Below are 13,856 nucleotides of genomic sequence, written 5' to 3'. Positions count from 1 at the left end.
GGAGAGCAATAATGACGATTCATAAGCACGGTTCGGCACACTGGTCTGGCGATATTAAACGCGGCAAAGGAACGGTTTCTACGGAAAGCGGCGTCCTGAATCAACAACCTTACGGCTTTAATACCCGTTTCGAAGGCGAAAAAGGGACCAACCCGGAAGAGCTGATTGGCGCAGCGCATGCCGCCTGTTTCTCAATGGCGCTGTCACTGATGCTGGGAGAGGCGGGTTACACCGCGGATTCCATTGATACCACGGCAGATGTGTCGCTGGATAAAACTGACGGCGGCTTTGCGATCACCAAAATCGCGCTGCAAAGCAAGGTAACCGTACCTGGCATCGAGCCGCAGCAGTTCGACGGCATTATCCAGAAAGCGAAAGCCGGATGCCCGGTCTCTCAGGTTCTGAAGGCGGAAATCACGCTGGATTATAAACTGAACTAATCTCTGCAAAGCCGGGCGCTGCCCGGCTATTGTGCGTAGATGAGCGTTAGCTGACCGCCGAGACGGCGGTTTTTTATTGGGCGCAGTCTGTCTCTTCGCGCAAGCGTGACACTGTCACATGTCGTCAGGTCACAATACGGCTCTAACCACTCATCATGGGTATCGTGCGTCAGGACATACCCCGCGAGCCTTTTGAGTGCACCACGGTTTTGCTGGGTGATATCCACCTGATTAGCTTTCGCAAAGCTTGCGATCATCACCAGCGGCTGAAGGGCATAGTGATGATAGGCCACGGCGCGCGGGCCGCGTTTTTGCTCGTTGGGTAATACGCCGTTCGCGGTAATCTGGCTCGCTGCGATGCGATACTCTTTTAACGACCAGTCGAACAGATCCCGACGATCGAGTGCGACCGACGCCGCCATCACTGACCATGCGGCCCAGTAGCTGTGATTATTGGTTTTAGAAAGGGGCAGACCGTCCCAGTCCTCTTTCACCTGATCGGCAAGCAACGACAACCAACGCGTCGTCGCACCATTGTCTTTTGCCGGTGCGTTCAGTTCAATCCAGCTGGTGACGAGGGTCGCCAGCGCCCATTTACGCATCGACCGCCCGGTGTGGTTGGTTTGCGTCGAGGTTAACGCCCCGGCGTTTGCCCAGCTCGTAAAGCCATTCAGAACACACTCCCGCGTTTTCTCATCGCCGCTCTGTTTATAGCGCCAGACCATTTCGGCAATCCCGCGTTCAAAATCGGTTATGGCCTTTGTCTGGGTGCGAAAGTCGCTTTCCGCCTGCGGGTTTAGCGTCGCACGAGCGCTGTCCGACCCGTCGTATTTACTGCGAAATTCAAGATTGGCGGTGTACGGCGCGGGGAGAGGAATACATTTGCCATGCAGTCTGTGCGGCTGGGCTTTGACAAAACCGGGGGGCGGCACGAGCGGCGCCGAAAAAACAGACATGGGCAGAAGCAGCAGAAGGAGTGTCAGACGCATCAAATGACTGTACGCCAGGATTGCACTTTTGGCATCGTGCGTTATCTCTTTTAAGATAGGTCCTTATTTTTTACAGAAAGAGAGACGGGAATGGCTAATCTGCCGTGGCGGATACGGGTGCGTATGTGGGCATTGATGAAACGTGCCGCTATGGTGCTGGGAATTGTGCTGATCGTGCTGCTGGCTGTGCGGGTCTATAAGACCGAAACTGGCCCGGCGCTGCATCCCTGGCATACCTGGACGGCGCACGAGATGTCTGTGCAGGAGGTTGAACGCGCCAGTTTCAGTGATTATCTGACGCGTGAAACGGCGATTTTCCACGATCTGCAAAAGGACGTGACGGACAAACTGGATAAAGCGGATCAGACACCGCTGAACCGCTATTATCGTCACAGCCCTATGTGGCCGGGGCAGTTTCCTGATGACGGCAATCGTTCGTTTGTGCTGATGCCGGAAGGTAAACCGCAGGGCGCCGTTGTGCTGTTGCACGGGCTGACGGATTCGCCCTATAGCGTACGCAGTATCGCCGTTGATTATCAACAGCGCGGGTTTGTGGCCATTGCGCCACGCTTGCCCGGACACGGTACGGCACCGGGTGCACTAACGAATGTCGACTGGGAAGCGTGGCTGGCCGTGGCGCGTATGGCGGTTCGCGAAGCCACGCGTCTTGCGGGCAGCGATGTGCCTCTGCATCTGGTGGGCTATTCCAACGGCGGGGCGCTGGCGATGAAATATGCCCTTGACGCCAATGACGATCCCCGTCTTCGCAAACCGCAACAGCTGATCCTGCTGTCTCCTATGATCCGCGTCCACGCGTTTGCGCGTTTTGCCGGTCTGGCGGGTTTACCCGCGCTGTTACCGTCGTTTGCCAAAGCGGCGTGGCTCAGCGTTCTTCCCGAATATAATCCGTTTAAATACAACTCCTTTCCGGTGAATGCTGCGCGCCAGTCCTGGCAGTTAACGCAGGCTTTGCAAAAGCAGCTTAACAATCAGGCGCGCCAGAACAAACTGGCCTCGTTCCCGCCGGTGCTGGCGTTTCAGTCGGTGATGGACTCCACTGTCAGCACGCGCGGGGTGGTCGATTCGCTGTTTAATCTGCTGCCGGAGAACGGGAGCGAGCTGGTCATATTCGATATCAACCAGGCGAGCACGCTGCGCCCGCTGTTCAGGCCGGGTTCGTATGTGGCGGTGAATGGGCTGCTGCCGACTGCGCCGCGCCGCTTCGCGATCACGGTGGTGAGCAATGCCTCGGCGCAGACGTTAAACACTGAAGCCCGCACCACGGCGCCCGGGGCGGTGAATGATACGGTTCAACCGCTCACGACGCCGTATCCGCGCGATCTCTACTCCTTATCGCATGTGGCGATTCCGTTCCCGCCAACGGACGATCTGTACGGCAGCGAGCCTGTGAATCCGCACCATTACGGTATCAACCTGGGAAATATTGCCCTGCGCGGCGAAACCTCGGTGCTGGTGGTAGGGATGGATTCACTGATGCGCGTGACCTCGAATCCGTTCTATAGCTACATGCTGGAGCGGATTAATCAGCGAATTATCCCCGCAAAGGGATAAACGGAAAATATCCCCTTGCGGGGATAAAAGAGGGCAAAGTGACAATTACTACATTTGTGCTGGTTATGTTTGCACTAAAAAATCTGAAAATGATTTGTTGAGGCAATATTATTAGTCGGCGGCTATAAATTATGATAAACAATCGCTTAAAGGCGAAATTATCATGGCGAGACTGACTTACCGTGCTGACTACACTCATTTATCGAAGCCAGTTAAATTCATCCTGTGAACCATTCGAGCTCATTTCACTGGTCGAAAAAGCAAAACAGCGTAATGCCGGGCTAAACATTACCGGCATTCTGCTGTTTAACGGCGCGGAGTTTCTGCAAATCCTTGAGGGAAAAGAAGAGAACGTCGTTACGCTTTTCCAGAAAATCCGGGCTGACAAACGGCATAACGGCGTCGTGGAACTGATGCGCGATTACGGTCCACGCCGTCGCTTCGAAAACGTTGGCATGCTGCTGTTCGACCTGCAGGTAGATACGCCAAAATCCGTGCTGCAATCGGTGCTGCGCTACAGCAAACTCGAAAGCTACCTCACTTCTGAAGATCGAGTATTTAAATTTATTCAGCGCTTTATCACGCATAAAAAGCAGCCTGGTGCGAACGATGCATTTCGCCCCGAAAGCTGGAAACTGGAATCAGAACTGGCACCTTTTGGACGAGGCGTCGAGGGGTTAATGACGAACCAGATATGCCAGTTTGCTTTCCAGCCGATTGTTGAGCCATCAGAGGGGAAAATCACCTCCCTGGAGGCGCTGATTCGCGGCAATGACGGGGGAAGTCCGGAGCGATTCTTTAACGCCATTCATCCTGACAAACTCTATGAAATCGATCTTCAGACCAAGGCCTATGTCTTTGCGCTGGCAGAAAAAATCGGCATTGGCAGTCATAAGATTGCCATCAATCTGCTGCCTGGCTCGCTAATCAATGTGCCTGATGCGGTGAGTTTCCTGCTGGAAAATATCGCGAAACACCACCTTCTGCCTGAGCAAGTGGTGGTGGAAGTGACGGAAAACGAGATGATTTCCGGCTTTAAACAGTTTAATAGCGCCATCAAACAACTGCGGGCGGCGGGGATCGGTCTGGCTATCGACGATTTCGGTTCGGGATATGCCGGGCTGTCGCTGCTCACCAAATTCCAGCCGGATAAGATCAAAATTGATCGGGAAATTGTCAGCGATATTCACCTCAGCGGCCCGAAGCAGGCGATCGTGAAATCGATTGTCAGCTGCTGTACCGATCTGGAAATTACGCTGGTGGCAGAAGGTATCGAGAAGATGGAAGAGTGGTGCTGGCTGGAATCGGCCGGGATCAGACGTTTCCAGGGCTTCCTGTTTTCCCGTCCGCAGCTCAACGGTGTCGGGGATATTCACTGGCCACTGATGATGCATTAACGCGTGATGAAAATTTTCTCTCCGCATATATAAACGCCTGGTTGTAAGCAGGGGACTGGCGCTTATTGGTTCAGGAAAAAAGTGACAAAGACAAAACCTTACACACCAGGTAAGGGGATATCCATCGTTATGGTCTATTATCGGTGCGTCTTCTTTTTACAGGTGTGTTATGCGCAATCTTCTTCTTATGACCACATGGTTTATTCCCGCGCTGGCCATGGCAGCCAGCGATATTCCGCCGATTGTGAAGCAGTTTGGCGAGCAGCAGGGCATTCATAATATCAAAGAAATTGATGCTCCCGGCGGAGTAAAAAGCTGGATCGGGCAGTATCAGGATATGGGCGTCACGCTGTTTATGACGCCTGACGGGAAGCATATTATCTCTGGTTATCTTTATGATGATAAAGGGAAAAATATCAGCGAAGCCTATTTCCAGAAAGAGATTTACATCCCGTTAGGCCGTCAGATGTGGGATACGCTCAACAAAACGCAGCCCTTGAAAGAGGGCGCACAGACTGCTCCCCGGAAGGTGTATGTTTTTGCCGATCCGTTCTGCCCGTACTGCAAAAAATTCTGGGCCGAAGCCCAGCCGTGGGTAAAAGCCGAGAAAGTGCAGTTAAATACGCTGCTGGTGGCGTTTTTGAATCCGAAAAGTGGCCCAAATGCGACAGCCATTCTGAATGCAGCCGATCCGGTTGTGGCGTGGAAAGAGTATGAACTCTCCGGCGGTAAAATTCTGCCGGAGCTGAAAGGCACCTCATCGCGAGAGACCTTCAATTTGCTCCAGCAGCACCAGAAATTGATGGATGAGTTGGGCGCAAACGCTACGCCCGCAATCTATTACATGAATGACCGAAACGAGTTGCAGCAGGTGGTCGGGATGCCCGATCAGAAGCAATTACTGGAAATGTTCGGTCCAAAACCCGACTAGCCGGGGTTCACGAACCCCAGCGAGTTTTGATGTAGCTGACCGCTTCCTGCGCCTGCGGCTGGCTGAGATAGTCCTCTCTGAACAGAATCGTACCGTCGATGTGCGGTACCGATTCGTTCAAATCGAGCTGTTTTTTCAGCTCCGGCACACCGCCATTAACGGTCCAGTCTGGCTCATTTTTAGATCGTTCACCCACTTTATACAGCGCGACACCAATATAAAGGCGCGTGTTGGTCGGCTTAACGACGTCTGCCCACCATTTTGCCAGCACATCATAACGCGCGGCTTTGCGTGAGAAGGGCCAGTAAACCTGAGGGGCAATATAATCCAGGAGACCTTGCTTCACCCAAAGACGGGTATCAGCAAAGGCTTCGTCATAGGCTGCCGCCCCGGACGTTTCAGATCCTAACGGATCGTGGGAGCGATTACGCCAGACGCCCGCAGGGCTGACGCCAAATTCGACGCCGGGATTCAGCTGCTTAATCGAACGCGAAACTTGTTCAATGAGCTGCTGAGTATTGTGTCGGCGCCAGTCGGCTTTGGACGCAAACCCGGCACCATATTTCTGGAACGTCTGATAATCATTAAGCGTCGAGCCTGGCGTTTCGGTGTAGAAATAGTCATCGAACTGCACACCATCGACCGGATAACGGGAAACGACTTCGGCCACAATACTGGTGATCCAGTCGCGGGCTTCAGGAATACCCGGGTCGAGCACGTAGCGATCGCTGGCGGTGCGGATCCAGTCACGATGCAGAACAAACACGCTGGCCGGATTGAGCGAAATTGTGCGATTCAGTTCCGCGACTGTGCTCGGTTTAGTATTGGTCGTGACCCGGTAAGGGTTAAACCAGGCGTGGACTTTCATACCGCGTTTGTGCGCCTCATCGAGCATAAACATCAGCGGGTCGTAGCCTGGATCTTGCCCGACGTGTCCGGTGAGCGTGTCAGACCAGGGTAAAATCTTTGACGGCCACAGCGCCGTGCCATCCGGTTTGACCTGGAAAAATACCGTGTTAATACCGAGGCTTTTCAGTTTATCGAGCTTATCGGTCAGCGCTTTTTGCTGCACGCTGTTGCGGGTAGCCGGGTTGCTGATATTGACGGAGGAGACCGGTGGCCAGTCGAGACGAGACACGGTCGCCAGCCAAATGCCGCGCATCGGGCCATGATCACGTGATTTATCAGGCAGTGGATGTTTGGTCACCGGCGGAAGCGGGGTGACTAAGGAAACCGGCGGTTTGGATGAGCAGCTGGCGAGCAGCAGCGCGAGAAGAATAAGTGCGCCAGAACGTTTAACGTGAAAGGGCATCTGATGTTAACTCTTTTTCAGTCGGCTGTTAGCCCAAGGGTCATCATGAAGCGGGTCAGATTCTTGAGGTGCCGCATCGTCCAGCGAGTCCAGATACAGGGCTTCAACTTCAGCACGTGCCCAGGGAGTACGACGCAAAAACTTCAGACTCGATTTAACGCTAGGGTCGCTTTTGAAACAGTTAATGTTGATCAGTTTGCCCAACTGAACCCAACCGTAACGGGCAACCAGTGCGTTGACTTGCATTTCAAGCGTTACGCCATGCAAAGGATCTTTGGAAATATGAGCTGCCATAGTGAAGTCCGGTTTCTGCTGTGAGTCGTCATGGAGTGCAAGGGAAGGGTACAAGAAAGTCGGGTTATCGGCAAACAATCCAGGGCTTTTCGCATTGGCGAAGCCGACGATTATGTTCTTTATCGCGTCTTGCTTTAAGACGCAATGACCTGTTTTTGTATCACACTGTATCAACGTCTCTGATACATACACAGGCTTGCAATAAAGGCCCATTCGCACATATCCGTTATACAAACCGATGTTGTTATATCCCCGTGAATCGCACTCAATCGGAGATAAGAACATGTTCAGCAAACTTGCATACTCAACTCTGGCGTTAACCGTTTCTCTTGGTACCGTCATATCCTGTCAGGCCGAAGCAACCGGTACTGATTTCGCGACGGCTTTTGATCATCCTCAGCAGATTGACGCCGGCGATCTTAACGTCGGTTATATCGACATCGGGCCGAAAAATGGTCAACCGATCATTTTATTACACGGCTGGCCCTACGATATTCATAGTTATGCGCAAGTCGCTCCCGCGCTTGCAGCCAAAGGATATCGGGTGATTGTGCCGTCTCTACGTGGCTACGGAACTACTCGTTTCCTCTCAGATAAAACGCCGCGTAACGGCCAGCCTTCGGCCATGGCGAAAGACGTTGTGAACCTGATGGATGCCCTGAACATCAAGCAGGCCGTTTTTGCAGGATACGACTGGGGTGCCCGTACGGCGGACATCGTCGCGGCGCTGTGGCCAGAACGCGTTAAATCGCTGGTCTCCGTCAGTGGATACCTGATCAGCAGCCAGCAGATTGGCAAACAACCCTTACCGCCGAAAGCAGAAGTTCAGTGGTGGTATCAGTTCTATTTCGCCACCGAACGTGGCGCTGAAGGCTATGCCAAAAACACCCATGACTTCGCCCGTTTGATCTGGTCCCAGGCATCACCTGACTGGAAATTTAGCGATGCAACGTTTGACGCCAGTGCAAAATCCCTTGATAACCCGGACCATGTCGCGGTGACGCTCAGTAACTATCGCTGGCGTTTAGGGCTGGAAAAAGGGGAGCGCAAATATGACAGCTATGAGCAAAAACTGGCAACGCTTCCGAATATTACCGTCCCGACGATCACCATCGAAGGCGGAAACAACGGGGCGCCGCATCCTGCTCCACAGGCCTACGCCGGGAAATTCACCGGTAAATATGAACACCGTACCTTTGGCAAAACCGTAGGTCACAATCCACCGCAGGAAGATCCGCAGGATTTCGTTAACGCAGTTGTTGACGCAGATAAACTCTGAAACGTGCTATTTTCAATACGTTACCCTTCAGTCTGGAGATTACTGTGGAGCATATTGATCATATCCTTGTCGTCGATGACGACAGGGATATTCGTGAGCTGATTGTCGATTACCTCGTTAAGTCCGGATATCGCGCCTCTGGCGCGGCAAATGGCAAAGAGATGCGAGTTGTGCTTGATAAACAACATATCGATCTTGTGGTGCTGGATGTCATGATGCCCGGCGATGACGGATTAACGTTGTGTCGTCAGCTCCGAAGCGGTAAACATAAAGACTTGCCCATTCTGATGCTCACGGCGCGTAACGAGGAAACAGACCGGATCCTGGGGCTAGAGATGGGCGCAGACGATTACGTCGTGAAGCCTTTTGTTGCACGCGAGTTACTCGCGCGGATAAAAGCCATTTTACGTCGTTTCCGCACAATGCCCCCCAATTTACAGGTGACAGAGGCCGGGCGACTGGTCACGTTCGGTGAATGGCAGCTGGACACCGTGGCCCGTCATTTAATCGACAGTGAAGGGATGGTGGTGGCGCTCAGCGGGGCGGAATATCGTTTGCTGCGCGTGTTCCTCGATCACCCTCAGCGCGTCCTCACCCGGGATCAACTGCTCAATCTGACCCAAGGGCGCGATGCCGAGCTGTTTGAACGATCGATTGATCTGCTGGTGAGCCGGGTTCGTCAGCGTCTGAATGAAGATGCCCGCACGCCGGCCTATATAAAGACCGTGCGCAGTGAAGGCTATGTTTTTACAATGCCGGTGACCATAAAAGAGGCCAATGAATGACGCTTTGGCCACGCTCGTTGTTGTCCCGGCTGTTGGTCATTGTGCTGGCTGGACTCTTACTGGCCAATACCCTCAGCCTGACGCTGGTGATGGTTGAACGCATGCACAGCGCCCGCGCCGTAATGCTGGGTAATCTGGAAAACGATGTTGCCACCAGCGTGGCCATTCTTGACAGGCTTCCCGCTCAGGAGCGGGAAGCCTGGCTGCCGCGGCTTGAGCGCGGTAACTATCGCTATATTCTCGGGCCAGGAGAACCAGGCGCACCGCCTGAGGATAAGCGTTCACGCGATGCCATTCGAACGCTAAAAAAGACCCTTGCGGCTGATCATCCGCTCACGTTTACCGCCGTTCCCGGTCCCATTTCCCATATTCAGGCGCATCTCACCTTACGCGATGGCGCACCGTTAACCATCGATCTGACACCACGCATGCCACCAGTCGCCAGCTGGTTACCTGTCGTGCTGGTATTGCAGCTGTTGCTGCTTGCGGCCTGCGCCTTGATCGCCGTTCGTCAGGTGATTCGACCTTTTTTACAGTTTACCCGTGCGGTTGAAGCGCTTGACCCGGCGGCAAACACACCAATGAAGGAGAAGGGGCCGGTAGAAGTGCAAAGAGCCGCGCATGCCTTTAACGCGATGCAGGCGCGTATTCAGTCCTATCTCCGCGAACGCGCGCAGATCCTGGCATCTATTTCTCACGATCTGCAGACGCCCATCACGCGCATGAAATTGCGCGTCGAGATGACCGATCAACCCGAGTTACGCGACAAGTTATTGAACGACCTCGATAACATGACCCGTCTGGTGCGGGAGGGGATTGCCTATGCCCGGTCATCAGAATCCCTGAAGGAAACCTCACTAAAGCTGGAGCTGAATGCCTGGATAAACAGCATTGCCTGTGATTATCAGGACATTGGTAAAAACGTGCAGTTTCAGGCAAACGACACTCGCCTGCCGATAGTGACTCGGCCGCAGGCACTTCGCCGGGTGATGACCAACCTCCTGGATAACGCGCTTAAGTTTGGTAGCTATGCCGTTATTGAGATTGATGATTCTTCTGCAGGAGACATTGCTATCCATATTCTGGATGGCGGGCCGGGGATACCCGATGCTGAACTCGACGCGGTATTACAGCCTTTTTATCGTGTAGAAACATCGCGTAACCGTGATACCGGCGGAACCGGCCTGGGGCTGGCGATTGCCGCACAACTGACCGCACAGCTTGACGGGAAACTGCGGCTGGCAAACCGGCCTGAAGGCGGGCTGAAGGTCACGGTAACACTACCGCGTCGCTAATTGTACGGTTTTGTATCCGGTTGCGTTAGCGATACGAGAGCAGACAAATCGCCTCTTTTTTGCACACATCCCAAACACATCCTTACGATGAAATACCCTCACTGCAGCGTCGCAGGCCATCTGTAATGTGAGGTTTTTATGTTTTTGATAATCGCTTTTCTGGGCGGGATGATAAGCCTGCTCAGTCCATGTACGCTCCCGGTGATTCCTCTTCTGTTTGCCGGTTTTCAGGGGCAGCGAAGACATATCCTGGCTCTGTTGGCAGGGATGATCGTGATGTTTACCGTGGTGGCGATGGTTGTCACTGTTGCCAGCGAATGGATCACGGATGCCACGATAATAGGGCGCTGGCTGGCACTCATTATTCTGGGTACGGCCGCGCTGGCCTTAATTTTCCCATCATTCGCCCAGCGTGTAGCCGGGCCTGCGGTCAACGCGGGCAATATCCTCAACACCCGCAGCGGACAAACGCGTGGAATGTTTTCCGCTTTCCTCGCCGGACTTGCCGTCGGTCTGCTCTGGTCTCCCTGTGCCGGACCGATCCTCGGGGCTATTTTCAGTATCAATATTGCGGGTCATTCGGCCATCACCACCGGCGCGCTGTTGGCGGCGTATGGCAGCGGATGTGCGCTTATGCTGAGCCTGCTGATGGCCGGTGGTCGAAAATTGATGGCACCGCTGCGGGCCAAATCAGCGCTGATGGAGAGATTGCGCAAGGGGGCGGGTGTGGTGATGTTAGCGGCTGTTGCGTTCAACGCCACGGGGATGAACTCGGTGCTGAAAGGTGCAAATGGAGTGGCAGACCGTCTTGAAACGACGCTGCTGACCCTGGCTAAGCCCGCCACTGCCCCAGTAAAACTGCGGCCGGTGGTAATGACCGAACCCATGAGTCAGTTGCCTTCGTTAAGTGGAGGAACCGGGTGGATTAATGGTGACCCTGTCACGTCTGAATCATTGCGGGGTAAAGTAATACTGATTGATTTCTGGACCTGGGACTGTATCAACTGCCAGCATACGCTCCCGCATGTCCGCGACTGGGCCACGCGATATCAGTCCCAGGGTCTGGTGGTAATCGGCGTGCATACGCCTGAATATCCGTGGGAAAAACCGCTCTCGTCAGTGAAAAAGGCGGTGAAGAAATGGGAACTGCCGTATCGGGTCGTGACGGATGATAACTACCAGATCTGGAACGCCTTCGGAAACCAGTACTGGCCGGCACATTACTATTTCGATGCCAAAGGGCAGTTACGGTATACCTCTTTTGGCGAAGGTAACTATGAACAGCAGGAAAAAGTTATCCAGCAACTGCTTAAAGAGGCCCGGTCATAACGTTGTTCAGGGCTGACGTTGAGCAATGACACATCATACAGGGGAATTCTGGCGAGCAATTCAGCGGCGGGGCCGAATACGTTCGGCTCCGCGTCACAGGTGAAGGGAAGGGTTCCAGTCGGCCATCTTTGCATCTCCGTTGTGCATGCTTAACACCCGCAGACACCTGCACTGCGGCAGGTATCTGTCCTACGGCATTTACAGAATGCCTTTCAGGGCAACATGATAAAGCAGCATGATGGTTTTCCCGTCGACAATCCTGCCCGTTTCAATGCCGCGCAGTGCCTCTTCCAGCGTCATTTCCAGTACGTCGATATCTTCACCCTCCGCTTTGAGTCCACCGCCTTCACTGGTTTTGTCTTTCAACTGGTATTCGGCGAGATAAAAATAGAGTTTTTCAGTGACGGAGCCTGGGCTCATGTAAGCTTCAAAAATTTTCTCAACGCGGGAAACGCTATAGCCGGTCTCTTCCTCCGCTTCTGCTTTAATCCGGCTTTCCGGATCCATGTTATCAAGCAAGCCCGCAGCAGCTTCAATAAGGTCATCTTCGTGCCCGTTAATAAAGACAGGGAAGCGGAACTGGCGGGTCAGGATCACTGTCTTTTTATCCCGGTTATAAAGCAGGATGGTGGCTCCGTTTCCCCGGTCGTAAACTTCGCGATTTTGCCGCTGCCATTCACCATCGCGCCGATGCAGATCAAAGGTATATTTTTTCAGGATGTACCAGTTATCTGACAGTGTCTCACTTTCAATGATGCGTACATCTGCACGTTTTGATTGCACGTTTGTTCCTCCTTACGTAGAGTAATTATCATAAACAGCATTGTCGTGCAGTTTCAAGACTAATCGTGCAATATCAGGAGTTCCTTATGCTCACAACACAGCGAAAACAATTGATCCTTGAAAAGCTCGAGGCTGAAGGTCAGGTCCAGTCGAAAGCGCTCAGCACGCTCTTCACGGTGTCTGAAGACACCATTCGGCGTGATTTACGCGAACTGGCGGCAGAAGGGCGTTTACAGCGAGTTCACGGCGGAGCGCTGCCGTCATCCTCGGCCATTGCTCCGTTTGCTGAGCGTAAATCGGTAAAGATGGATGCCAAGAAAAATGTCGCCCGTAAAGGTGCGCAGCTGATTTCTGACGGCCAGGTGGTGATCATTGACGGCGGCACGACCACTTCAGAGTTGATTAGGTTTTTACCTCCTGATTTGAAGATAACCGTGGTCACGCACAGCCCAGGCATTGCGCTGGGACTTGTCGAACATCCCTCCATTGAGGTTATCCTGATCGGTGGTCGTCTGTATAAACACTCTATTGTTACGGTCGGCGCGGCTGCTATCGAAGGCATCGAAAAAATCCATGCGGACCTGTTCTTTATGGGAGTGACCGGCATCCATCCTGATGCGGGCCTGACGACCGGTGATTTTGAAGAGGCGAGCATCAAACGTGCATTTTCCGGCAGAGCCGCCGAAACGGTTGTGCTGGCTTCCCCCGAAAAAATCAATACCGCGTCATCTTTTGTGATTGGCGATCTTTCGCTGGTGAACACTATTGTCGTTGAAGACGATACCGATAGAGCCTGGATTAACGCGGTAAAAGAAAAGGGGATTTCCGTGGTGATGACCTCTGAACGGGAAGAGGCATAACCCACGCGAAAAGCTTTTATGATCCGGCCTGTCGGTACGCCGACAGGCCAGCAGGCAACATCAAACCTGTGGGATATCCTCAAGCGCAGTGTAAATCTTAACCCCCAGCGTTTGCGCCACCTCAATGTCCATTTCGGCACCTTTGGACGCGCCGGCAATCCGGTAGATAGCATCACATTTTGCAATGAGTCGGTGCGCGACGGGATAGAGCATCGCTTCACTGATTTCATCATCCATCGATTTCGAGCCTGCCATTTTTGCCAACGGTAAGGCCAGCCATTCGCCGATAACCGGAACGTGGCCACGTTGATAGACGGCTAACGCCGCGTTTTCAAGGCGGGCAAGGTTTTCATCAATGCGCGCCTGCACGCCATCGGTGCCGCTACGATAGGGGCCGGCGATTAAAATCAACTGTTGTGTCATATCAACCTCAGTAAGTAAGAGTGCATGAGTTTGCACGTTTGTGCGTATTTTGTTTCGAGGCTTATGTTAATCGTCAATTGCGTGCAGTTTCAAGCCATATCGTGCATCAAGGGGAGTAAAGGCAGCTGTAGAAGAGTAGAGCTGGTCTGGTAATGCGTTTGTTTTAT

Annotated in this window: 14 protein-coding genes; 9 read left to right on the top strand and 5 right to left on the bottom strand. The window is 53.2% G+C overall.

Going from position 1 to position 13,856, the window contains the following annotated elements:
• The first annotated feature begins 11 nt into the window (after positions 1-11).
• Positions 12-440: an OsmC family protein gene (locus ACB496_RS10555; protein ID WP_100780129.1), complete on the top strand. Its 429-nt coding sequence runs from the start codon at positions 12-14 to the stop codon at positions 438-440.
• A 26-nt stretch (positions 441-466) separates the two neighbouring features.
• Here ACB496_RS10555 and ACB496_RS10550 read toward each other — a convergent pair whose 3' ends face one another.
• Complete coding sequence (locus tag ACB496_RS10550; protein WP_371975154.1) at positions 467-1,396, bottom strand: mannuronate-specific alginate lyase; 930 nt, start codon at positions 1,394-1,396, stop codon at positions 467-469.
• Positions 1,397-1,519: 123 nt separating this feature from the next.
• Between ACB496_RS10550 and ACB496_RS10545 the strand changes: the two genes are divergently transcribed.
• From ACB496_RS10545 to dsbG, 3 genes are all read left to right on the top strand, one after another.
• A complete protein-coding gene (locus tag ACB496_RS10545) occupies positions 1,520-3,001 on the top strand; it encodes an alpha/beta hydrolase (protein ID WP_371975153.1) in 1,482 nt (493 codons plus the stop codon).
• 182 nt (positions 3,002-3,183) lie between these two features.
• Positions 3,184-4,398, top strand: a complete 1,215-nt coding sequence (locus ACB496_RS10540) for a diguanylate phosphodiesterase (RefSeq protein ID WP_371975152.1) — start codon at positions 3,184-3,186, stop codon at positions 4,396-4,398.
• Between the two features lie 169 nt (positions 4,399-4,567).
• Positions 4,568-5,329 carry a thiol:disulfide interchange protein DsbG gene (dsbG, locus tag ACB496_RS10535; protein ID WP_371975151.1) on the top strand — a complete coding sequence of 254 codons (762 nt, stop codon included), beginning with the start codon at positions 4,568-4,570 and terminating at the stop codon, positions 5,327-5,329.
• Positions 5,330-5,336: 7 nt separating this feature from the next.
• On the opposite strand, the gene ACB496_RS10530 is transcribed toward dsbG, so the two are convergent.
• Together ACB496_RS10530 and ACB496_RS10525 are read right to left on the bottom strand one after the other, a co-directional pair.
• The gene (locus tag ACB496_RS10530) at positions 5,337-6,641 is read right to left on the bottom strand and encodes a glycoside hydrolase family 10 protein (protein ID WP_371975150.1); all 1,305 of its coding nucleotides are present in this window, start codon (positions 6,639-6,641) and stop codon (positions 5,337-5,339) included.
• Positions 6,642-6,647: 6 nt separating this feature from the next.
• On the bottom strand, positions 6,648-6,935 hold the full coding sequence (locus ACB496_RS10525; protein WP_102103736.1) for a VF530 family DNA-binding protein: 288 nt from the start codon (positions 6,933-6,935) through the stop codon (positions 6,648-6,650).
• 283 nt (positions 6,936-7,218) lie between these two features.
• On the opposite strand from ACB496_RS10525, the gene ACB496_RS10520 reads away from it, so the two are divergent.
• The 4 genes from ACB496_RS10520 to ACB496_RS10505 all read left to right on the top strand — a co-directional run bounded on the left by ACB496_RS10520 (position 7,219) and on the right by ACB496_RS10505 (position 11,623).
• A complete protein-coding gene (locus ACB496_RS10520) occupies positions 7,219-8,214 on the top strand; it encodes an alpha/beta fold hydrolase (RefSeq protein WP_371975149.1) in 996 nt (331 codons plus the stop codon).
• Between the two features lie 44 nt (positions 8,215-8,258).
• Positions 8,259-8,999: a response regulator gene (locus tag ACB496_RS10515; protein WP_025204193.1), complete on the top strand. Its 741-nt coding sequence runs from the start codon at positions 8,259-8,261 to the stop codon at positions 8,997-8,999.
• Positions 8,996-10,294, top strand: a complete 1,299-nt coding sequence (locus ACB496_RS10510; RefSeq protein ID WP_371975148.1) for an ATP-binding protein — start codon at positions 8,996-8,998, stop codon at positions 10,292-10,294. Before ACB496_RS10515 ends, ACB496_RS10510 begins: the two co-directional genes overlap by 4 nt.
• A gap of 138 nt (positions 10,295-10,432) precedes the next feature.
• A complete protein-coding gene (locus ACB496_RS10505) occupies positions 10,433-11,623 on the top strand; it encodes a cytochrome c biogenesis protein/redoxin (protein ID WP_371975147.1) in 1,191 nt (396 codons plus the stop codon).
• Positions 11,624-11,821: 198 nt separating this feature from the next.
• Here the strand turns inward: ACB496_RS10505 and ACB496_RS10500 are convergent, their stop codons facing one another.
• Positions 11,822-12,406, bottom strand: coding sequence for an NUDIX domain-containing protein (locus tag ACB496_RS10500; protein WP_371975146.1), 585 nt, complete (start codon positions 12,404-12,406; stop codon positions 11,822-11,824).
• Positions 12,407-12,492: 86 nt separating this feature from the next.
• Here ACB496_RS10500 and ACB496_RS10495 point away from each other — a divergent pair, with 86 nt between their 5' ends.
• The gene (locus ACB496_RS10495) at positions 12,493-13,266 is read left to right on the top strand and encodes a DeoR/GlpR family DNA-binding transcription regulator (protein ID WP_371975224.1); all 774 of its coding nucleotides are present in this window, start codon (positions 12,493-12,495) and stop codon (positions 13,264-13,266) included.
• Positions 13,267-13,326: 60 nt separating this feature from the next.
• Here the strand turns inward: ACB496_RS10495 and ACB496_RS10490 are convergent, their stop codons facing one another.
• Positions 13,327-13,689: an NUDIX hydrolase gene (locus tag ACB496_RS10490; protein WP_371975145.1), complete on the bottom strand. Its 363-nt coding sequence runs from the start codon at positions 13,687-13,689 to the stop codon at positions 13,327-13,329.
• Positions 13,690-13,856: the final 167 nt, after the last annotated feature.

Source organism: Lelliottia nimipressuralis (assembly GCF_041464075.1).
Taxonomy (GTDB): Bacteria; Pseudomonadota; Gammaproteobacteria; order Enterobacterales; family Enterobacteriaceae; genus Enterobacter; species Enterobacter nimipressuralis.
This window is presented reverse-complemented; position numbering and strand designations above follow the sequence as displayed.